This is a genomic window from Bacillus sp. SG20033 (assembly GCF_044570195.1).
Taxonomy (GTDB): domain Bacteria; phylum Bacillota; class Bacilli; order Bacillales; family Bacillaceae; genus Bacillus; species Bacillus subtilis.
This window is the reverse complement of sequence record NZ_CP172606.1, coordinates 3,252,579-3,273,799: the sequence shown is the minus strand read 5'-3', so window position 1 is coordinate 3,273,799 and position 21,221 is coordinate 3,252,579. Positions and strand designations below refer to the sequence as shown.

The following is a 21,221-nucleotide window of genomic DNA, read 5'->3' as shown; positions in this document are numbered from 1 at the left end:
ATGAAAAAAAAGCACCGGACAGGAATGTTCGGTGCTTTTGATTTAAAGCAAAATCCTATTTCAGCGTGATTGATATCCTATCGCATTTCAGGATTTGCTGCTTCTTCACGTGATCTTTCCTCGTTTGGCTTAAATAGCAGACCGAGGTTGATTAAGCCGGCGATTCCGACAAGTCCGTAAATGATTCGGGAAAGAGCTGACCCTTGGCCGCCGAAGATAGCCGCTACTAAGTCAAATTGGAAAAATCCGATCAGTCCCCAGTTAATGGCGCCAATGATGGTTAATACAAGACAAATTCTTTGAATGGTACTCATGTTTTGCAACCTCCTCCATGAATTATTAAAACAGTTATAGATTGTGACATATTGGAGAATCTATACATGCATTCTCCATATGAGGGAAGCTGGCCTGCCCTCGCTTATATCAGCTTCTTTCCCAGCATCTTGCAAAATAAAACCATCTGGTATGCTGATCGGTGAGAGCTGATTGCTTTACATGTGGTGAGGACATTCTGCATAATAAAAAATCTAAGGAGGAGATGTCATGCAAAACTTTACATACTGGAATCCGACCAAATTAATTTTCGGGCGCGGCGAAGTGGAAAGACTTCCGGAGGAACTCAAACCTTACGGAAAAAACGTATTGCTTGTGTACGGAGGCGGCAGCATTAAACGCAGCGGCCTGTATGATCAAGTGATTGAACAGCTGAATAAAGCCGGTGCGACCGTGCATGAATTAGCAGGTGTGGAACCGAATCCGCGTGTGTCGACTGTTAATAAAGGTGTTGCCATCTGTAAAGAACAAAACATTGATTTCTTGCTGGCTGTCGGAGGCGGAAGCGTAATCGACTGTACAAAAGCGATTGCCGCAGGAGCGAAGTATGATGGTGATGCGTGGGATATCGTTACGAAAAAGCATCAGCCAAAAGATGCTTTGCCATTCGGAACGGTATTGACTCTCGCTGCGACTGGTTCAGAAATGAACTCAGGATCTGTGATTACAAACTGGGAAACAAAAGAAAAATACGGCTGGGGCAGCCCGCTCGTATTCCCTAAATTTTCGATTCTTGATCCGGTGAATACATTCACCGTACCTAAAAACCACACGATCTACGGGATGGTTGACATGATGAGCCACGTATTTGAACAATACTTCCATCATGTATCAAACACGCCGTATCAGGACCGCATGTGTGAATCACTTCTGCGTACAGTCATTGAAACAGCGCCTAAGCTGATCAATGATCTCGAAAATTACGAATTGCGTGAGACGATCCTGTACACAGGAACAATCGCATTAAACGGCATGCTTTCTATGGGGGCAAGAGGGGATTGGGCTACTCATAATATTGAACATGCAGTATCAGCCGTTTATGATATTCCGCATGCCGGCGGACTGGCGATTCTGTTCCCGAACTGGATGAGACACACATTGTCTGAAAACCCTGCCCGCATGAAACAGCTTGCAGTTCGCGTGTTTGATGTTGAAGAAGCAGGTAAAACAGATGAAGAAATTGCCCTTGAAGGAATCGATAAGCTGTCCGCATTCTGGACAAGTCTTGGCGCTCCGAACCGTCTTGCTGATTATGATATTAATGATGAGCAGCTTGACACAATTGCTGACAAGGCAATGGCTAACGGTACATTCGGCCAATTTAAATCACTCAACAAAGAAGATGTGCTGTCAATTTTGAAAGCATCTCTATAAAAAAAGGGGAAATAGCCGTTTGGCTGCTTCCCTTTTTCTTTTTGTCAACTTATGTTACAATGGAAAATCTGTTTTTCACCAGCATCATTTGGAGGTTTTACTATGGAAAATTTCACTTATTATAATCCGACAAAGCTGATTTTTGGAAAAGGTCAGCTTGAACAGTTAAGAAAAGAATTAAAACGATACGGCAAGAATGTACTGCTTGTTTACGGAGGCGGCAGCATTAAACGCAACGGCCTTTATGATCAAGTCACAGGCATTTTAAAAGAAGAGGGCGCTGTTGTTCATGAGCTGTCAGGTGTAGAGCCGAACCCGCGTCTTGCAACAGTGGAAAAAGGCATAGGACTTTGCAGAGAGCATGACATTGATTTTCTGCTTGCTGTCGGCGGAGGCAGTGTGATTGACTGTACAAAGGCAATTGCAGCTGGCGTCAAATACGATGGCGACGCTTGGGATATTTTCAGCAAAAAAGTAACAGCGGAGGATGCGCTGCCGTTTGGCACTGTTCTAACTCTTGCTGCAACAGGCTCTGAAATGAACCCTGATTCCGTGATTACAAACTGGGAAACAAACGAGAAATTTGTATGGGGCAGCAATGTCACTCATCCGCGTTTCTCTATTTTAGACCCTGAAAATACGTTCACCGTTCCAGAAAATCAAACAGTATACGGCATGGTTGACATGATGAGCCACGTATTCGAACAATACTTCCATAATGTTGAAAACACGCCGCTTCAGGATAGAATGTGCTTTGCTGTTTTGCAGACGGTCATCGAAACAGCTCCTAAGCTTCTTGAAGATCTGGAAAACTACGAACTTCGTGAAACGATTTTGTATGCTGGTACAATCGCTTTAAACGGCACGCTCCAAATGGGCTACTTTGGTGACTGGGCTTCTCATACAATGGAACACGCTGTTTCAGCTGTATATGATATTCCGCACGCGGGCGGTTTGGCGATACTGTTCCCAAACTGGATGAGATACACGCTTGATACAAATGTAGGCCGTTTTAAAAACCTTATGCTCAACATGTTTGACATTGATACTGAAGGCAAAACAGATAAAGAAATTGCGCTTGAAGGAATCGATAAACTGTCTGTGTTCTGGACAAGCCTCGGTGCGCCTTCTCGTCTTGCTGATTACAATATTGGAGAAGAAAAGCTTGAGCTGATTGCTGATATCGCAGCCAAGGAAATGGAACACGGCGGCTTCGGCAACTTCCAAAAACTGAACAAAGATGACGTGCTTGCCATCCTTCGCGCGTCTCTATAAACCCAAAGGGCGGAATCCAGTCATTCCGCCCTTTCTTCTTGACTTGATTTCACAGATAAGTTCATATAAAGTGAAAGATGAAAACATTATACCGTTATGGAGGGACAAGCAATGACGCATGTACGCTTTGACTACTCAAAAGCGTTGACTTTCTTCAACGAACATGAACTTACATATCTGCGGGACTTTGTAAAAACAGCACACCATAATATCCATGAAAAAACAGGCGCGGGCAGCGATTTTCTAGGCTGGGTGGACCTCCCTGAACATTATGATAAAGAAGAATTCGCGCGCATCAAAAAAAGCGCGGAAAAAATCAAATCTGACTCTGATGTCTTGCTTGTTGTCGGCATTGGCGGTTCTTATCTAGGAGCGCGGGCAGCGATTGAAGCGCTGAATCACGCGTTTTATAACACTTTGCCAAAAGCAAAACGCGGCAATCCGCAAGTCATTTTTATCGGAAACAACATCAGTTCATCTTATATGAGAGACGTCATGGATCTTCTTGAAGATGTTGACTTCTCTATTAATGTGATTTCTAAATCAGGTACGACAACTGAACCTGCAATCGCTTTCCGTATTTTCCGCAAGCTTCTTGAAGAGAAATACGGTAAAGAAGAAGCGAAAGCGCGGATTTATGCAACAACTGATAAAGAGCGCGGCGCATTAAAAACGCTTTCTAACGAAGAAGGCTTCGAATCATTCGTTATTCCTGACGATGTCGGCGGCCGTTATTCAGTTTTAACAGCTGTAGGTCTCCTGCCGATTGCTGTCAGCGGCGTCAACATTGATGACATGATGAAAGGCGCCTTGGATGCGAGCAAAGATTTTGCAACATCTGAACTGGAAGATAACCCAGCATACCAATATGCGGTTGTTCGCAATGTCCTTTATAATAAGGGCAAAACAATTGAAATGCTCATCAACTACGAACCAGCGCTTCAATATTTTGCGGAATGGTGGAAGCAGCTGTTCGGAGAAAGTGAAGGGAAAGATGAGAAGGGCATTTATCCTTCTTCAGCGAACTATTCAACAGACCTTCATTCTTTAGGCCAGTATGTACAAGAAGGCCGCAGAGATTTATTCGAAACGGTCCTGAACGTAGAGAAGCCTAAACATGAACTGACAATTGAGGAAGCGGATAACGATCTTGACGGCTTGAACTATTTAGCAGGTAAAACCGTTGATTTCGTTAATAAGAAAGCATTCCAAGGCACGATGCTTGCCCATACAGACGGAAATGTTCCGAACTTAATCGTTAACATTCCTGAGCTGAATGCATATACTTTTGGATACCTTGTATATTTCTTCGAAAAAGCCTGCGCGATGAGCGGTTATCTCCTTGGCGTCAATCCGTTTGACCAGCCTGGTGTAGAAGCGTATAAAGTCAATATGTTTGCGTTACTCGGCAAACCTGGCTTTGAAGAGAAAAAAGCAGAGCTTGAAAAACGTCTGGAAGATTAATGTGAGAAAGCTGACTGGCATTTGCCGGTCGGCTTTTTATAAAATCAGAAAGGTGCTGATGTTCATGAAACAATTGGTTAAACATCTCATCATTGCCGGTTTTTCTGCAGCTGTTTTAAGCATCCTTATCTCCTTTGATGCCGTGTATACAGAGTTTTCTTCAAGCTTTGGCGGCACGCTGTCACATGTTTTCATCCACGCCTTTCTTCTCATTGGTTTGCCGCTTGCCCTTTTTACCGATGCGGTACATCGGATTTTACATTTAAAACGAACCCATACTCTTTTCACTAAATTAGGACTCTATGCAACGGTTGTTTATGTGTCTTGGGATTCAGCTGCATGGCTTGCAGCGGCAATGGCTGTTTATTTCTTAATTGAATGCGCTTTCTTTTCTGTTGGCCGCGCGAAAGAAACAACGATTTCCATGTAGGCGCCTCTGAATGAAGTCTTGTTCGGCGGGACAGGATAAGTGAAAAAAGGGGCATTCTGATGATACCAATACCTTCCTTGATAGATGGGCAGTCTTTTCTGCTTCAAGAACTGGAACAAGTGATGAAGCCGCTCGGTTATGTGATAAACGGCGGCTGGGAATACGATCATGGCTACTTTGATTATAAAATTGATGATAGAGACGGCTATTTATTTTTAAGAATTCCCGTCAATGCGGTACAAGGCAGTCTCGATGAACGAGGGGCGGCCGTCCGGATCGGAACGCCGTTTATGCTGAGACAGGTGTTTCAGGCGGATGTTGACGATCACGCCGAGGGAGGGCCTTTCCAATCACTGTTTAATCAATTTTCCGAACCGGAAAGGCGGGACGCGGAAATTGATCCGGCATTTTTGGATATCGGCGCCTCTCTCGTGAAAGAACTGGAGGATGTTCTGTTACACTAGATGGCAAGGAATTGATCTGTTTCGAGCACCTTGTATGTAAGAGGAGGGGAAAGCATCGGTCCCTCCTTTTTTTGTACGCCTATAATTGTTGTGTTGTGATCAAGGAAATAGAGAACACAGGTTTTGTAAGCCGCTCCCTTTAGTTCGTCAGGAACAGCAAGAAGCTCCACATGCTGATCAAGTGTCAGCTTGATTCCGTTCTGCTGTTTAGACGGCCGTAACTTGACTTGGTAATGCTGCAGCATCGCCCGGCTGATAAATTCTGAAGTTCCGATGATTTGGTTTGCGCCTGCCCGCTCCGCATTGGTGACAAAACGGTCAGTCAAAATCTCGACGATGCAGTAAGCAAGGGGATTAAGCCCTTTAACAGATAAAAGAGTCAGCACTGACAGCATATCAGCATCAGTTTCACTTTTATACTGATCGGCAGTAATCATCACTGATTCCGCTTCAGTAATATTGGCCCGTTTCAGTGTCCCATCATCGGCAGCGTGCCCGCGTATGAAATGAACGTTTTCAATAAGCGGGCCTTCTGTTAAGGATTCATCGATTAGTACGACTGTTTTGGAAGGGGCGGCAAGCTGAAGGTCCTTCAAAAGCCGGTTTGTTTTTTCATTCCACCCGATCAGAATGATGTGGTCCCGGCCTTTGTAAGCAACTTTTCCTTCGATGTAGCGATGCTGTCTGCTGAATGCGGCCGCTGATAACGTAGCGAAATATGCTGTGACAAAGCTTGCTCCGCTCAAAATCAGCAGTATTCCGGCTGCCTGTCCCAGCGGCGTGTGCGGCACATAGTCTCCATAACCGACTGTAGAAACCGTAACGACAGCCCACCAAATACCTTCGAATACCGAAGTGAACTGCTTAGGCTCAAGTATATAAATGATTTGGCCGAACAAAAGAATCAGACATAAAATAATAACCCCGATTCGGATAAATAACGGCCACCTGAGCCATGAAATAAATATCCGATTTGATTTCATTCTTTTTCTCCTTCTTCAGATACTGAGATGGATAAAATCTGTTTAATAATTGTATTTAATTTCTCATTTAGCTTTTCCTGGCCGTACTTATCTCGGGCCTGCTTCATTAACTCGGCTGTATCATCATCAAGCTGAATAAGCGGTTCATCAATTTCCGATTCATTATACAGCTGGATAAACGCGTCCAGTCCTTCATTCATTCGGTCGATTGCTGTGCTCAGCTGTTCCTTTTCCTCACTCGTCACTTTCATAGCTTCCATCACACCCGTGCTTTTTTCTAACAGTATGTCCCACTTCCGGTGATGTTTTTCAAAAAATGTACAAAACATATAAAACCGGATTTCTCCATAAACTAAAACAAAAAGGATGAAAAAGATGACGATCTTTCAAAGAACGATCGTGGTTTTGATCGGTACGCAGCTGGCGGCATCCGCGGTGATTTTGTTTATTTTTGATTTGAATTCATATAATCACTTTTCCGGCAGCTTCTCCTGGCTTCATTTTCTGAAAGAACTGGCCGGCAGTTTCGCCTTTTATTTGTTTTCAGCAGGCCTGTTCTTTTTGCTGATTGGATTGTGTGCTCCAAGCCGGAAGAAAAAGCGCATTTCTGTACACGGGAAAGAAAACTCATTAAAATAATCGTAATAGAGAAATGATCATGGAAAAAGGATGATGAAAAAATGCTGTTTATATTTTTAACAATAGCCGCATTGGGATTGTCGTTTTGGGCACAATTTAAAGTAAAGAGCAACTTTGAAAAATATTCAAAAGTGGAAGCCTCAAGCGGACGTACAGGGGCAGAAACGGCAAGACGGATTTTAGATATAAACGGTCTTTACGACGTGCCGGTCGAACCGGTAAGAGGCACTTTAACAGACCATTACGACCCGACAAGACGGGTGGTGCGTTTATCTGAGCCGGTCTATTACGGCCGCTCAATTTCCGCCATATCCGTAGCTTCCCATGAAGTCGGACATGCCTTGCAGCATCAGGAGTCATATGGTGCGCTTGTGCTGAGACATAAAATCTTCCCAGTCGTGAATTTTGCATCCGGTGTAGCTCCTTTGCTTTTCTTAGGAGGCATGCTTCTCGGCAGCCTGAATTTGATCGGGCTTGGCATCATACTGTTTTCAGCGGCAGTCTTTTTCCAGCTGATTACATTGCCTGTCGAATTCAATGCAAGTTCACGCGCCAAGCAGATTATTGTGTCAGAAGGATTCATCCGAAACAATGAAGAAAATGGGGTAAATAAAGTGCTGAGCGCTGCTGCCTTAACGTATGTGGCCGCCGCCCTGGTTTCCCTGTTTGAGCTTCTTCGTTTTGTGATGATTTTCTTAAACGGTCGTGATGAGAATTAACGTTAAGGAGGTGGCCCCTTACCATTTATGGTAAGGGCTTTTTTTGCTTATTTTACAATTGATCGCCATTTTTGTTTTGATTGGCATTACGGCTGTTTTCGTTGCAGCGGAATTTGCGATCGTCAAAATCAGAGGTTCAAAAATCAATCAGCTCATCGAAAGCGGTGACAGCCGAGCACTAGCCGCACATAAAATCATCTCCAATCTTGACGAGTATTTATCAGCCTGCCAGCTCGGGATTACGATTACAGCCCTCGGCCTTGGATGGCTTGGTGAACCTACATTTGAACGTTTTCTTCATCCCTTATTTACAATGACAGGCATGCCGGAACCGTTTAACCACATTGTCACATTTGTAGTTGCATTTATCATCGTCACTTTTTTGCATGTGGTGATGGGGGAGCTTGCCCCAAAAACGGTTTCTATTCAAAAAGCTGAAGCTGTAAGCTTATGGATTGCAAAGCCGCTGATCTGGTTTTATAAAATCACGTACCCGTTTATTAAGGCATTAAACGGCTCTGCAAGCTTTCTTGTGAAATTGTTTGGCTTTCATTCAGTAAAGGAGCATGAGGTTGTCATCAGCGAGGAGGAACTAAGACTGATCCTTTCAGAAAGCTATGAAAAGGGGGAAATCAATCAGTCTGAATTCCGCTATGTAAATAAGATTTTTGAATTTGACAACCGGGTAGCGAGAGAGATTATGATTCCGCGGACAGAAATTGCGGTTATCTCTCTGGAGCAGTCGCTTGAAGAGGCAATTCATCACATCATTAATGAACGGTATACACGCTACCCTGTCATCAAAGATGACAAGGATCATATTTTAGGGATCATCAACAGCAAAGATATGTTTAAAGCTTATTTTCTCGGCCAGCCGATAAAGCTGGAGCAAATCATGAGGCCCGTTATCAGGGTCATTGAAAGCATTCCTGTTCAACAGCTTTTAATCCGCATGCAGAAGGAACGGATTCACATGGCGATTCTCGTAGATGAATACGGGGGAACGGCGGGGCTTGTCACTGTAGAGGATATTATAGAGGAAATCGTCGGGGAAATCCGCGATGAGTATGATCAAGATGAAACACCGCACATCCTGAAAAAGGGCGAGCACCATTATGTGATGGATGGAAAAGCGCTAATAGACGAAGTGAATGACCTTCTCGACATTGCGATTGAAAATGAAGAAATTGATACGATTGCAGGTTGGCTTCTAACGCAAAAAATGGAACTGAAAGCAGGAGATGTGATACACGCGGAGGGCTGTGAATTTAAAATCCTCGACGCCGAAGATCATCACATCCGTTTTGTAGAAATTAAAAAAACTGATTTTTGATAAAAAACAGCCGGGGAACAAACGGCTGTTTTTTGTGTCATCAAGTCATTTCTTAAAAAGCAATGCTGTAAAGACCTTTTTCTACATAGGATATATAAGAACGGTACACTGGGAAGGAGTGGCTGTATGAAAAAGGCTTGGTGGAAGGAAGCCGTAGTTTACCAAATTTACCCCCGCAGTTTTAAAGATTCAAATGGCGACGGAATCGGGGATATTCAAGGAATCAGATCCAAGCTTTCTTACATAAAAGAGCTGGGCGCTGACGTCATATGGATTTGCCCGCTGTATGATTCACCGAATGCCGATAATGGCTATGATATCAGGGATTATCAAAACATATTAAGCGAGTTTGGCACGATGGAAGATTTTGATGAGCTGCTTGGTGACATTCATGATCTGGATATGAAGCTGATTATGGATCTCGTTGTGAACCACACAAGCGACGAACATCCATGGTTCATAGAATCCCGTTCATCCATACACTCGGAAAAGCGCGACTGGTATATTTGGAAAGACGGCAAAAACGGAAAAACGCCCAACAATTGGGAAAGCATTTTCGGCGGGCCGGCTTGGGAGTATGATCAAAAGACAAGCCAGTATTATCTGCACCTTTTTGATAAAAAACAGCCTGATTTGAATTGGGAAAATGAACAGGTGAGGAATGCCGTTTATGACATGATCAATTGGTGGCTTGATAAAGGAATTGACGGATTTCGGGTGGATGCCATTACGCATATTAAGAAAAAAGAAGGGCTTCCCGACATGCCGAATCCAAAGGGGCTGGACTATGTCCCTTCCTTTCCTTATCATATGAATGCTGACGGCATTATGGATTTGTTAACAGAGCTGAAGGAAAACACATTTTCCCGCTATCCGATTATGACAGTTGGTGAAGCAAACGGCGTCGCTGCAAAAGAAGCAGCTGATTGGACTGGAGAAAAAAACGGCATATTCAGCATGATTTTTCAATTTGAGCATCTCGGCCTGTGGGATGTAGAGATCAATGAAAGTATTGATATCGTTGCATTTAAACGAATTTTAACTGACTGGCAGGACAGTCTGGAAGGGATCGGCTGGAATGCTTTGTTTATGGAGAATCACGACCAGCCCCGTTCAGTTTCTGTGTGGGGAGACGACGGAGTGTACCTGAAAGAAAGTGCAAAAGCGCTTTCCGCTGTTTATTTTCTCATGAAAGGCACACCGTTTATTTATCAGGGACAGGAACTCGGGATGACGAACGTGGCTTTTCCATCTATTGAGGACTATGATGATGTCGCGATGAAACGCCTGTATGAAACAAAAACAGCGAAAGGCACATCACACGAGGATGTGATGAAGATTGTCTGGAAAAAGGGAAGAGACAATTCGCGAACGCCGATGCAATGGAATGCTGGTCCATACGCCGGATTTTCTGAGGCCAAACCGTGGATCGGAATCAATGAGAATTACAAATGGCTGAATGCCGAGGCGCAAAAAAATGATAAAACATCCGTTTACCATTTTTACAAAAGCTTGATCAAGCTGCGCCAAACATATGATGTTTTTATTAACGGGACATACGAGCTCATTTTACCGGAAGATCAGCAAATCTTTGCATATCTTCGGAAAAACGAGAGCCATACTGCACTGATTGTGGCCAATCTGACAGGAACACCGGCGTTGTTCAAGCACTCTGGCTTGCCATTGTCATCAGATGCACTCGTCTTGTCAAATATTGAAGCAGAGCCGCACAAGCATATGACATCAGTACTCTTAAAGCCGTATGAAGCAAGAATATATCTATGGCGCTAATCTCCAGCCTTAGACTGGAGTTTTTTTGTTGTATCAGGTTTATGAGAGCGGTTTAACAGGAAAAAAAGAACACAGAAAGAATTAAGCGATGAGAGCGGACAAACGGAAGGAGAAACAAATGCTGAAAACACTGCAAATCCAAACAACCAAACGAGATGAAATGATTGATATCACCCGGGAGGTGGAAGCGTTTCTTCAAGAAACAGGTATAACGAGCGGCGCAGCGCTGATTTACTGTCCGCATACGACTGCGGGCATTACAATTAATGAAAATGCCGATCCGGACGTCAAAAAAGATATGCTCAGAAGGTTTGATGAGGTATATCCGTGGGAACATGAGCTGGACCGCCATATGGAGGGCAATACAGCTGCACACATGAAGTCGAGTACGGTCGGAGCTTCACAGCATGTCATTGTGGAAAACGGCCGGCTCATTCTTGGAACGTGGCAGGGCATTTATTTCTGTGAATTTGACGGCCCTCGCACCCGGACATGCTATATCAAAATGATGGGATAATAGGCTGTTTTTTTGACAAAAGCATGATCGCTGAACAAACGCCGATAGCCGGAGGGCTTGTCACACCCGCCCCGGCTGCCGCTTTATCGAATGAAGGCGCGCTTGGCATTCGGCTATCTCAGTCACGACATGCTCGAAAAGCTAATCCCTATGTGAAATAAAAAAAGGAAAGCCTTGCATGAGGGATAGTCAATCAATGGATGTAAACGTACCGAGCTTTGCCGAACGTAACTTGATAAACTGAGGTGACAGATATGAACATTCTTCAATATTCTTATAAAAAAAGAGGGAAAATTGAGTTTGTATTTGAAGGCTGGCCTCACTCAAAAGTTACAATGGTTCCTATCAAAGGCTACTATTTTGTCCGTTTTATCAAATGGAGCAGCCAGGATCCAATCGTGACAAGAAATGACCTTGAAAAAATGGAGTGGGCTGCGAACCAATATTTCGGCACAGCCCCCTTCTATCGAAAACGAAAGGCATTTGAAACCCCATCGTCCGGAAAATAGGCGATGGGGCTTTTTAGCGGACGATGCGGAAAAGAGACGGAACATCCAGTCTGGTCGCCTGAGACAGAAGGTAGGCTGACTGTAAGGCTCCTTTTTTCCTAAAAGAATTCAGCTTATCAATAATTTGCTTTCCGTTTAAGATTCCAAGACCATGGGCAAAATATTTATCTTCCCCCAGTAAAATCACATTTTCGCCTCTCCATTGCGCCTTTTGCGGATCAAATTCAGGATTCTTAAAATACAAACAATCTCCAAGGAAAAAGTGGTGTCCTGTTTCCGTATAGATCGGCAATTTCTCATAATGCCAGTCATATAAAATAATTCTGTCAAAGCTGGCATTGAATTTATCTTCTCCGATTGTATCGATTAAGGCCAAGTAATAAATGATAACGATTGCGGTTGCGCATTCAAACGCATAAAACGGGCCGTTCTCTGCAATGTCACGAATCGCTTTTGAAGGCGGCATTCTGTATTTCAGCTCCAAGGCGCCCTCCGGTGAAACCCTCCAATACGTTGTATTCCCGTATGTTTTTAAAAAAGTGGCAAACTTCGCCCCGCTTTTGTGCAGCGTCTTTGCCGCTGCTACAATATTCATCCGCAGTTTAAGCTCAAACATCAGTTCAGCAATTGAATGATAATCAAACTGAACAGGCGTCTCAATCATCTCTTTTAAGAGCGGATTCAGATTTTGATCAATCTGCCAATTTTCAATATCCTGGGGACGGAGCAATTGTCCTGATACAATAATCATGTTTAGCCCCCCTTGTTTTTTATAAGATATGCAAAGAGCTTGGGCAATGAAAGTTAAAAAGGCAGAAGACAGCCAAAAAGAACTTCTTCCATTTTTTATTTTAAAACTTTTTTAAGCAGCCGATATATACTGTATCAAACCTGAAGGAGCAAGTGACATGAAGACTTTTATCAATTGGCTGAAGAAACCGTCTATTTCAAAGAAATTAATCGTCTCATTTATTGCGATTCTCATTATCCCTATTCTTATATTAGAATTTAGCTCTTACCGAAGCGCCAGCGGAAAGCTGGATCAGGAAATTATGGGAAATGCGAAAAACAGTGTCGATACATTTAATACAACTGTTACAAATGATCTGGGAGAAAAAGCGAAAGCAGTCACCTTTTTCAGTGAATCTCTTAAAAGATCCGCATTCAAAGGGAAATCGAATCAAGAAGAGATCAAAGCTAAATTTTCACAATATGTATCTATTAATCAAGGAGTAGCCAGAATTTATGGGGGCGCAGATAACGGCACTTATGTACAAGCGCCAAAAGAAAAATTGCCGGAAGGATACGACCCGAGACAACGGCCTTGGTACCAGGATGCGATGAAGGCCGGCGGTGAAATTGTCGTGACAGATCCTTACGTGGCTGCGAGTGACGGAAGCATGGTCATTACCATTGCACAGGAGCTGAAGGACGGATCTGGCGTTGTCGCCATGGATATTACCATTGATAAATTGTTAGAACAAATGAAACAAATCAAGGTCGGAAAAGAAGGTTATGCTTTCATTGCAACAAAAAACAAAACCTATGTCGCCCACAAGAACCATAAGGCTGGAGAAAAGCTTTCAGGCGACTGGGTAGCCAAAATGTATGCGAATGACAGCGGTGAACTCCAGTATACTCTTAATAACGAAGATAAAAAGATGACCTATACTACAAACGAACTGACTGGTTGGAAAATAGCCGGCACAATGTATATGGATGAAATTAAGGATGCCTCAAAGTCTGTGCTGACAACAGGAATGATTGTGCTGATTGCTTCCATTGCGGCAGGCGGAATTTTAATTCTATTTATCGTTCGTTCGATTACAAAACCGTTAAAACGTCTTGTTCAATCATCGAAAACGATCAGCAGGGGGGATCTGACCGAAACGATCGAAATCCATTCAAAGGATGAGCTTGGAGAGCTTGGGGAAAGCTTCAATGAAATGGGACAATCTCTCCGCTCTCTGATCAGCGCTATTCAGGACTCGGTGAACAATGTGGCCGCATCTTCCGAACAGCTTACCGCATCTGCCGGGCAGACGAGTAAAGCCACCGAGCATATTACGATGGCGATTGAGCAGTTCTCAAACGGAAACGAGGAGCAAAGCGAAAAGGTTGAATCCAGCTCTCATCAGCTGAACTTAATGAATGAAGGACTCCAGCAAGTCTCACAAACATCGTCAGATATTACAAAGGCATCTATCCAATCAACGGAAATCGCCGGAACGGGTGAGAAGTTTGTGCAGCAGACAGTCGGACAAATGAACTCGATTAATCAATCTGTTCAGCAGGCTGAAGCTGTTGTCAAAGGCTTAGAAGGAAAATCAAAAGACATCACAAGCATTTTGAGAGTCATCAACGGAATCGCTGACCAAACAAATCTGCTTGCACTAAATGCAGCCATTGAAGCGGCGCGTGCCGGAGAGTCAGGACGCGGCTTCTCTGTCGTAGCGGAGGAGGTGCGCAAGCTGGCTGTCCAATCAGCCGATTCAGCGAAAGAAATCGAAAAGCTGATCCAAGAAATCGTCGCAGAAATCGACACCTCTCTTCACATGTTTAAAGAGGTCAATCAGGAAGTACAGTCCGGACTTGTTGTCACAGACAATACAAAAGAAAGCTTCCAGAGCATTTTCAGCATGACAAACGAAATCGCGGGCAAGCTGCAGACGATGAATTCCACCGTCGAGCAGCTGTCAGACCGTTCACAGCATGTTTCAGCAGCAGTCAGCGGCATCGCAGACGTGTCGAAAGAAAGCTCGGCAAGCATCCAGGACATTGCCGCATCAGCTGAAGAACAGCTTGCTTCCATGGAAGAAATCAGTTCCTCAGCGACGACTCTTGCGCAGATGGCAGAAGAGCTTCGCGATCTGACGAAACAATTTAAAATCGAGTAAAAACCGAAAAACAGCGCTATCAAAGCGCTGTTTTTTTATATGGTAAACAATAATAAAGTCCTAGTTTAACAGGTGAATTTAGAACTATTTTTCATTTTTTCTTCCATTTTCAATGTAATTTAAAGGAAGATCCGCCGATATAATTTGTAAATTATTGAAAGAAGGTTCAAAAGGAAATGAAAAAAACACTCACCACTATTCGCAGATCATCAATTGCAAGGAGACTTATTATTTCTTTCCTGCTGATCTTAATTGTTCCGCTAACCGCCCTTTCGGTTAGCGCTTATCAATCAGCAGTTGCCTCACTTGATGTACAGATGACGCAAAGCGCAAAGGAAAATGTTCAGATATTAGATCACATCATTGATGATAAAATCAGCACGACTGAAAAAAGCCTCGCATATTTCAGCGATTGGGCTACAGCAGAAAAATTTCAGGATAAAAAGAAAACAGAGCTGAAACAGGAATTTAAACAATTTATCCAAATGAATGATAATGTCGCTGCGGTATTTTCAAGCGGCAAAGACGGGGACTTCACACGTTATCCGTACGCTGACATGCCAAGCGACTTTAATGCTTTGGAACGAGATTGGTACAAAGAAGCAATGGCCAATAAAGGCAAAACAATTGTCACTGAGCCTTATGAATCGATTTCATCAGGAAAAATGGTCGTCACCATCGCCCGTCAAACGGTGGATGGATCAGGCGTTGTTGCCATTGATATGAAAATTGATGACTTAGTCACTACAGCGAAAGGAATCAATATCGGAAAAGAAGGCTATGCTTTTATCTTGAGCCAAAACAAGAAAGTCATCGCCTACTCCGGAGAAAAAGCGGGAAAAGAGCTAAAAGGGGACTGGGTTGATAAGCTCTACAAGGATAAAAGCGGGGACTTTGAATATACGTACAAAGGCAAAAAGAAAAAAATGGCATTTGCTACAAGCGAAACAACAGGCTGGAAAATCAGCGGCACGATGTATGCAAACGAGATTCACGATGCTGCAAGCAGGGTTCTGATCATGGCTTCAATCGTTCTGGCGATTGCCATCGGAGCTGGAATGACGGCGATTTATTTTGTGATTCGATCCATCACAAAGCCATTGAGACGCATTGTCGCATCAGCTGAAAAAATTAGTGAAGGCGATCTAACTGAAACGATTGAAATCAATTCAAAAGATGAACTCGGCGTTCTGAGCGAGAGCTTCAATCATATGGCACACTCGCTTCGCTCGCTCATTCACGGGATCAAAGACTCAGTAGAACACGTTGCCTCATCGTCCGAAGAGCTGACTGCATCGGCAGACCAGACAAGCAGAGCCACTGAGCACATTACGATGGCTATCGAGCAATTTTCAAACGGCAGCGAAAGCCAAAGCGAGAAAATAGAAACGACAACCGAACAAATTAATGAAATGAATGACGGATTGGCAGAGCTGGCGCGGGCTGCAGCAGTGATTACAGAAACATCCGCAGATTCAACAGAAGTGTCAAGCAAGGGGGAGACACTCGTCCAGAAAACAGCCGGCCAAATGAACACAATTGACCATTCCGTAAAAGCAGCAGAACAAGTGGTGAAAGGGCTGGAGATCAAATCAAAGGATATCACGAATATTTTGCGTGTCATCAACGGCATTGCGGATCAAACCAATCTTTTGGCTTTAAATGCCGCCATTGAAGCGGCCAGAGCGGGTGAATACGGACGGGGCTTCTCAGTCGTCGCTGAGGAAGTGAGAAAGCTCGCGGTACAGTCGGCTGACTCGGCAAAAGAAATTGAATCGCTGATCAGTGAAATAGTAAAAGAAATTCACACATCACTGAACGTGCTTCAGTCCGTAAACAAAGAAGTTGAAACAGGGCTTGTCATGACGGATGAAACTAAACAGAGCTTCAAACATATATCGCAAATGACCAATCAAATTGCTTCCGAGCTGCAAAACATGAATGCGACGGTTGAGGAGCTGTCAGCGGGAGCTCAAGAAATTTCCGCAGCTTCAAATGATATCACAGCCATTTCTAAGGAAAGCTCGGATGGCATCCAAGATATCGCCGCTTCAGCTGAGGAACAGCTGGCATCCATGGAGGAGATTAGTTCATCTGCACTGACGCTTGAAAGAATGTCTGAAGAACTCCGTGATCTGACAAAACAATTTAAAGTAGATAAATAATAGGTCTAAAATACTATTTATTTATGGGAAATTAGTTACTTTTGTTAAATTTCTTCTTTTTTGCTGTATATATTTACCCATTTCCAGCCGATATGAAGGGTAGCATAAAAAAGGAGAAATGAATGATGAAAAAAATACTCCAACTCATAAAACAAAGATCAATTACACGGAAGCTTCTCGTTTCCTTTCTGTCGATCCTCATCATACCGGTTGTCATATTGGCGATCTTTGCGTATCAATCGGCTAGCAGCTCACTCGACAGACAGATGATGGGGAGCGCATTGGAAAATGTACAGCAATTAAACGAAATCATTAACACCAGCATCGGCGAAAAAGAAAACAGTGCTGATTATTTCAGCGAATGGCTGACAAAAGAGAAATACAATGCAAAAAGCAATGCAAGCATTGCAGAGAAATTCTCACAATATATCAGCCTTAACAAGGATGTAGAATCCATTTATACAAGCGACACAAAAGGACACTTTACCCGCTATCCGGATCTTCCGATGCCAAGCGGCTACAATCCGGTTGAACGCGACTGGTACAAAAAAGCGGTTGCGAATAAAGGAAAAGTCGTTGTGACAGATCCTTATAAAACTGCGTCTACAAATACGATGGTTGTGACAATCGCCCAGCAGACAAAAGATGGTTCAGGCGTTATCGCAATCAACATGACGATTGAAAATCTGTTGAAAACAACCAAAAAAGTCAACATCGGCACACAAGGCTACGCATTTATCATGACGAAGGACAAAAAAGTTGTCGCTCATCCTAATGAAAAATCAGGAACTGAATTAAAAGGCGACTGGCTCGATAAGATGCTGAACGCTGATAAAGGTGATTTTCAATACACCATGGATGGCGATAAGAAAAAAATGGCCTTTGACACAAACAAGTTGACGGGATGGAAGATCGGCGGCACCATGTATTTGGATGAAATCCATGAGGCAGCCCAGCCTGTCCTTCACCTTGCTTTAATTGTCTTGGCCGCAGCTATTATCATAGGGATTATCGTCATGACTTTGATCATTCGGTCGATTACAACACCGCTGAAACAGCTTGTCGGTTCCTCTAAGCGGATCAGCGAGGGAGATTTGACGGAAACCATTGATATCCGTTCAAAAGATGAATTGGGCGAGCTCGGCAAAAGCTTTAACAATATGGCGTCGTCACTTCGTTCTCTCATACACGCCATCCAGGATTCGGTAGATAATGTTGCCGCTTCCTCTGAGGAGCTCACTGCATCAGCTGCGCAAACGAGCAAGGCAACAGAGCACATTACATTGGCGATTGAACAATTTTCTAACGGCAATGAAAAACAAAACGAAAACATTGAAACGGCAGCAGAGCACATTTATCAAATGAATGACGGGTTGACGAATATGGCTCAAGCTTCTGAAGTGATCACTGATTCATCTGTTCAATCGACAGAAATTGCAAGTGAAGGCGGCAAGCTTGTTCATCAAACCGTCGGCCAAATGAATGTCATTGACAAGTCCGTTAAAGAAGCGGAGCAAGTCGTACGCGGATTGGAAACGAAATCGAAAGATATTACAAACATTTTGCGTGTGATCAACGGCATCGCAGACCAGACGAACCTGCTTGCCTTAAACGCAGCAATTGAAGCAGCGCGCGCAGGCGAGTACGGCCGCGGCTTCTCCGTTGTAGCGGAAGAAGTAAGAAAACTGGCAGTACAGTCAGCAGATTCAGCAAAAGAGATTGAAGGATTAATCATCGAAATTGTGAAGGAAATCAATACATCTCTCGGCATGTTCCAATCTGTCAATCAAGAGGTGCAGACAGGCCTTGACATCACAGATAAAACAGAAATGAGCTTCAAACGCATTTCTGAAATGACGAACCAAATCGCCGGCGAACTGCAAAATATGAGTGCGACGGTTCAGCAGCTTTCTGCCAGCTCCGAAGAAGTTTCGGGAGCGTCTGAGCACATTGCATCGATTTCAAAAGAAAGCTCAGCGCATATACAAGATATCGCGGCGTCAGCCGAAGAGCAGCTTGCTTCCATGGAAGAAATCAGCTCGTCTGCAGAGACCCTTTCGTCTATGGCGGAAGAGCTTCGCGATATGACTAAACGATTCAAAATCGAATAATAAGCCTTAACACCCAAGCTTGTTGCGCTTGGGTGTTTTTTTTAGTTTTTTTATTAAACCTTTTATCCTAGTTTGACGATATTAGATTTATCTTAAAGGAGGAGTCAACAAGAATGGGAAAATTCATACATTGGATCAAACAGCCATCGATCAGCAAACCGCTAATCGCTGCGTTTCTGGCAGTGCTTATTTTGCCGGTTGGGGTTTTAGCATATTTCAGTTATCAATCAGCTTGGAACGCGTTAGACAGAGAGCTCATAAACAGTGCGAAGGGAAATGTTGAAGAACTAAACAGTACGCTGCAAAATAAATTAGAAGATAAAGTAAAAGCAATAGATTATTATAGTGAGACAGTCGATAAAGACATATTGCTAGGCAAAAACAAAACATTACTGAAAGAGAAATTTAAGCAGTACACGACACTTAACGACGATGTAGGCGCAATCTATGCTGCTTCAGAAGATAAGAAGCTTTATAAATATCCGGATAGCGGTGTTCCGAAAGGTTTCGATCCGACAGGACGTGACTGGTACAAACAGGCGGTTGCGGAAAAAGGACAAGCTGTTTTCTCAGAACCGTATACTGATGAAGCGACAGGAGATATCGTTGTCACAATTTCAAAACAATTAAAAGACGGTTCAGGGGTTATAGCGCTTGATTTAAACCTGGATGAAGTGCTTACTGCATCACAAAGAATCAAAATCGGTAAAGAAGGCTTTGCATTTATTACAACTGGCAACAAAAAATATATCGCCCATCCGACCATTAAGCCGGGGACAACCGGTTCCGGCGATTGGACAAACCAAGTATATTCCAAAAAAGAAGGCTCATTTGAATATACATTCGAAGGCAAAGAAAAGAAAATGGCCTTTACGACAAATAAATTGACTGGCTGGAAAATCGCAGGCACATATTTTGTCAGTGAATTGCAAGATGCTTCAAGCCCGGTGCTGAACACTGCGGTTATCATTCTATGCGTGTCAATTGTAATCGGCGGCATACTCATTCTCTATATTATCCGTGCCATCACCAAGCCGTTAAGAAAACTTGTCTCAACGTCTGCGAAAATCAGCAGCGGAGATCTCACAGAAGTCATTGACATTCACTCGAAAAACGAGTTTGGCCAGCTTGGCGAAAGCTTTAATGAAATGTCTGCATCATTGCGTTCTGTAATCGGCGTTATTCAAACGTCTGTAGAAAACGTTGCTTCATCTTCTGAGGAGCTGACGGCAAGCGCAGCCCAAACGAGCAAGGCAACTGAGCATATTACACTTGCCATCGAACAGTTCTCAGATGGCAACGAGGCACAAAGCGAGAAACTGGAAACAAGCTCAAATCATCTTTCTCAAATGAACGAGGGGATTTCAAAAGTGGCTCAGGCCTCTTCAACCATTACGAAATCATCGATTCAGTCCTCTGAGGCAGCGGGCAGCGGAGAAAAGCTGGTGGAGCATACAGTCGGCCAGATGAAAACAATTGACCAATCCGTTCAAAAAGCGGAAGCGGTTGTGAAGGGTCTTGAAACAAAATCGCAAGACATCACAAGCATCTTGAATGTGATTAATGGCATTGCTGATCAAACCAACCTGCTTGCATTAAATGCTGCGATTGAGGCGGCAAGAGCGGGAGAGTACGGAAGAGGTTTCTCAGTAGTTGCGGAAGAGGTTAGAAAACTTGCTGTACAATCAGCAGACTCCGCCAAGGAAATTGAAGGATTAATTCAAGAGATTGTCAGGGAAATCAGTACCTCACTTTCAATGTTCCAATCCGTGAATCATGAAGTGAAAGAAGGCTTGCAGATTACGGATCAAACAGCGGAAAGCTTTAAACAAATCTATGAGATGACAACCCAAATTTCCGGCGAATTGCAAAACTTGAACGCGACGGTTGAACAACTGTCAGCCGGATCACAGGAAGTGTCAAGTGCTGTTGAAGATATTTCTGCAGTGGCGAAAGAAAGCTCAGCAGGCATTCAGGATATCGCAGCTTCGGCTGAAGAACAGCTTGCGTCCATGGAAGAAATCAGCTCTTCAGCGGAAACGTTGGCAAACATGGCGGAAGAACTTCAGGACATTACGAAGAAATTTAAAATTGAATCATAATGAAACGAGAAAGCGGCATATCTGCTGCTTTCTTTTTTGTTAAAAACAAAAATAAACAAAAATAATTCAAAAACAAACAGAAATCATATATAATGAAAACGGATACAAATAAAAG

The 21,221-nt window shown here is 43.5% G+C and carries 19 protein-coding genes and 2 pseudogenes; 17 read left to right on the top strand and 4 right to left on the bottom strand.

The genetic code is table 11. The features are described from left to right. Positions 1 to 77: 77 nt before the first annotated feature. Complete coding sequence (locus tag ACFVP7_RS17330; protein ID WP_003220771.1) at positions 78 to 314, bottom strand: DUF378 domain-containing protein; 237 nt, start codon at positions 312 to 314, stop codon at positions 78 to 80. 229 nt (positions 315 to 543) lie between these two features. Here ACFVP7_RS17330 and ACFVP7_RS17325 point away from each other — a divergent pair, with 229 nt between their 5' ends. The 5 genes from ACFVP7_RS17325 to ACFVP7_RS17305 all read left to right on the top strand — a co-directional run bounded on the left by ACFVP7_RS17325 (position 544) and on the right by ACFVP7_RS17305 (position 5,340). Further along, positions 544 to 1,707 carry an iron-containing alcohol dehydrogenase gene (locus ACFVP7_RS17325; RefSeq protein WP_003228869.1) on the top strand — a complete coding sequence of 388 codons (1,164 nt, stop codon included), beginning with the start codon at positions 544 to 546 and terminating at the stop codon, positions 1,705 to 1,707. 102 nt (positions 1,708 to 1,809) lie between these two features. Next, the gene (locus ACFVP7_RS17320) at positions 1,810 to 2,982 is read left to right on the top strand and encodes an iron-containing alcohol dehydrogenase (protein WP_338730744.1); all 1,173 of its coding nucleotides are present in this window, start codon (positions 1,810 to 1,812) and stop codon (positions 2,980 to 2,982) included. Positions 2,983 to 3,093: 111 nt separating this feature from the next. Then, positions 3,094 to 4,446 carry a glucose-6-phosphate isomerase gene (locus ACFVP7_RS17315; RefSeq protein WP_003243401.1) on the top strand — a complete coding sequence of 451 codons (1,353 nt, stop codon included), beginning with the start codon at positions 3,094 to 3,096 and terminating at the stop codon, positions 4,444 to 4,446. A gap of 58 nt (positions 4,447 to 4,504) precedes the next feature. Continuing rightward, positions 4,505 to 4,876, top strand: a complete 372-nt coding sequence (locus ACFVP7_RS17310) for a hypothetical protein (RefSeq protein ID WP_338734172.1) — start codon at positions 4,505 to 4,507, stop codon at positions 4,874 to 4,876. A 59-nt stretch (positions 4,877 to 4,935) separates the two neighbouring features. Beyond that, positions 4,936 to 5,340 carry a YugN-like family protein gene (locus ACFVP7_RS17305; RefSeq protein ID WP_338730743.1) on the top strand — a complete coding sequence of 135 codons (405 nt, stop codon included), beginning with the start codon at positions 4,936 to 4,938 and terminating at the stop codon, positions 5,338 to 5,340. Here the strand turns inward: ACFVP7_RS17305 and kbfO are convergent. Continuing rightward, a complete protein-coding gene (gene kbfO / locus ACFVP7_RS17300; RefSeq protein ID WP_003228881.1) occupies positions 5,337 to 6,323 on the bottom strand; it encodes a potassium channel protein KbfO in 987 nt (328 codons plus the stop codon). The two genes, ACFVP7_RS17305 and kbfO, sit on opposite strands and share 4 nt — an antisense overlap. Then, a complete protein-coding gene (gene mstX / locus ACFVP7_RS17295) occupies positions 6,320 to 6,652 on the bottom strand; it encodes a biofilm formation protein MstX (protein ID WP_021480479.1) in 333 nt (110 codons plus the stop codon). The genes kbfO and mstX overlap by 4 nt, the downstream gene beginning before the upstream one ends. A gap of 46 nt (positions 6,653 to 6,698) precedes the next feature. Here mstX and ACFVP7_RS17290 point away from each other — a divergent pair, with 46 nt between their 5' ends. The 7 genes and pseudogenes from ACFVP7_RS17290 (at position 6,699) to ACFVP7_RS17260 (ending at position 11,831) form a co-directional block, all read left to right on the top strand. Continuing rightward, on the top strand, positions 6,699 to 6,962 hold the full coding sequence (locus ACFVP7_RS17290) for a membrane protein (protein ID WP_015483620.1): 264 nt from the start codon (positions 6,699 to 6,701) through the stop codon (positions 6,960 to 6,962). Between the two features lie 41 nt (positions 6,963 to 7,003). Continuing rightward, positions 7,004 to 7,681 (top strand): zinc metallopeptidase, encoded by a 678-nt coding sequence (locus ACFVP7_RS17285; RefSeq protein WP_003228889.1) that lies wholly within the window; start codon positions 7,004 to 7,006, stop codon positions 7,679 to 7,681. Positions 7,682 to 7,724: 43 nt separating this feature from the next. Continuing rightward, complete coding sequence (locus ACFVP7_RS17280; RefSeq protein WP_014665156.1) at positions 7,725 to 9,014, top strand: hemolysin family protein; 1,290 nt, start codon at positions 7,725 to 7,727, stop codon at positions 9,012 to 9,014. Between the two features lie 126 nt (positions 9,015 to 9,140). Then, positions 9,141 to 10,805 carry an alpha-glucosidase gene (locus tag ACFVP7_RS17275; protein WP_338730742.1) on the top strand — a complete coding sequence of 555 codons (1,665 nt, stop codon included), beginning with the start codon at positions 9,141 to 9,143 and terminating at the stop codon, positions 10,803 to 10,805. Between the two features lie 25 nt (positions 10,806 to 10,830). Further along, a pseudogene (locus ACFVP7_RS17270) lies at positions 10,831 to 10,964 on the top strand (hypothetical protein). Then, on the top strand, positions 10,924 to 11,322 hold the full coding sequence (locus tag ACFVP7_RS17265) for a secondary thiamine-phosphate synthase enzyme YjbQ (RefSeq protein ID WP_227058403.1): 399 nt from the start codon (positions 10,924 to 10,926) through the stop codon (positions 11,320 to 11,322). Before ACFVP7_RS17270 ends, ACFVP7_RS17265 begins: the two are co-directional and overlap by 41 nt. Positions 11,323 to 11,576: 254 nt before the next feature. Continuing rightward, positions 11,577 to 11,831 (top strand): hypothetical protein, encoded by a 255-nt coding sequence (locus tag ACFVP7_RS17260; RefSeq protein ID WP_003244393.1) that lies wholly within the window; start codon positions 11,577 to 11,579, stop codon positions 11,829 to 11,831. Between the two features lie 13 nt (positions 11,832 to 11,844). On the opposite strand, the gene ACFVP7_RS17255 is transcribed toward ACFVP7_RS17260, so the two are convergent. Further along, positions 11,845 to 12,582, bottom strand: coding sequence for a protein-glutamine gamma-glutamyltransferase (locus ACFVP7_RS17255; RefSeq protein WP_003228904.1), 738 nt, complete (start codon positions 12,580 to 12,582; stop codon positions 11,845 to 11,847). Positions 12,583 to 12,739: 157 nt separating this feature from the next. On the opposite strand from ACFVP7_RS17255, the gene mcpB reads away from it, so the two are divergent. The 5 genes and pseudogenes from mcpB to tlpB all read left to right on the top strand — a co-directional run bounded on the left by mcpB (position 12,740) and on the right by tlpB (position 21,106). After that, positions 12,740 to 14,728: a methyl-accepting chemotaxis protein McpB gene (mcpB, locus tag ACFVP7_RS17250; protein ID WP_032726777.1), complete on the top strand. Its 1,989-nt coding sequence runs from the start codon at positions 12,740 to 12,742 to the stop codon at positions 14,726 to 14,728. 176 nt (positions 14,729 to 14,904) lie between these two features. After that, the gene (gene tlpA, locus ACFVP7_RS17245; protein WP_283933725.1) at positions 14,905 to 16,893 is read left to right on the top strand and encodes a methyl-accepting chemotaxis protein TlpA; all 1,989 of its coding nucleotides are present in this window, start codon (positions 14,905 to 14,907) and stop codon (positions 16,891 to 16,893) included. A 122-nt stretch (positions 16,894 to 17,015) separates the two neighbouring features. Next, positions 17,016 to 18,059: pseudogene (gene mcpA / locus ACFVP7_RS17240) on the top strand (methyl-accepting chemotaxis protein); the annotation flags it as partial. Beyond that, the gene (locus tag ACFVP7_RS17235; protein WP_369877620.1) at positions 18,054 to 19,004 is read left to right on the top strand and encodes a methyl-accepting chemotaxis protein; all 951 of its coding nucleotides are present in this window, start codon (positions 18,054 to 18,056) and stop codon (positions 19,002 to 19,004) included. The pseudogene mcpA and the gene ACFVP7_RS17235, both read left to right, overlap by 6 nt. A gap of 113 nt (positions 19,005 to 19,117) precedes the next feature. Beyond that, positions 19,118 to 21,106 carry a methyl-accepting chemotaxis protein TlpB gene (gene tlpB, locus ACFVP7_RS17230; protein ID WP_015251357.1) on the top strand — a complete coding sequence of 663 codons (1,989 nt, stop codon included), beginning with the start codon at positions 19,118 to 19,120 and terminating at the stop codon, positions 21,104 to 21,106. Positions 21,107 to 21,221: the final 115 nt, after the last annotated feature.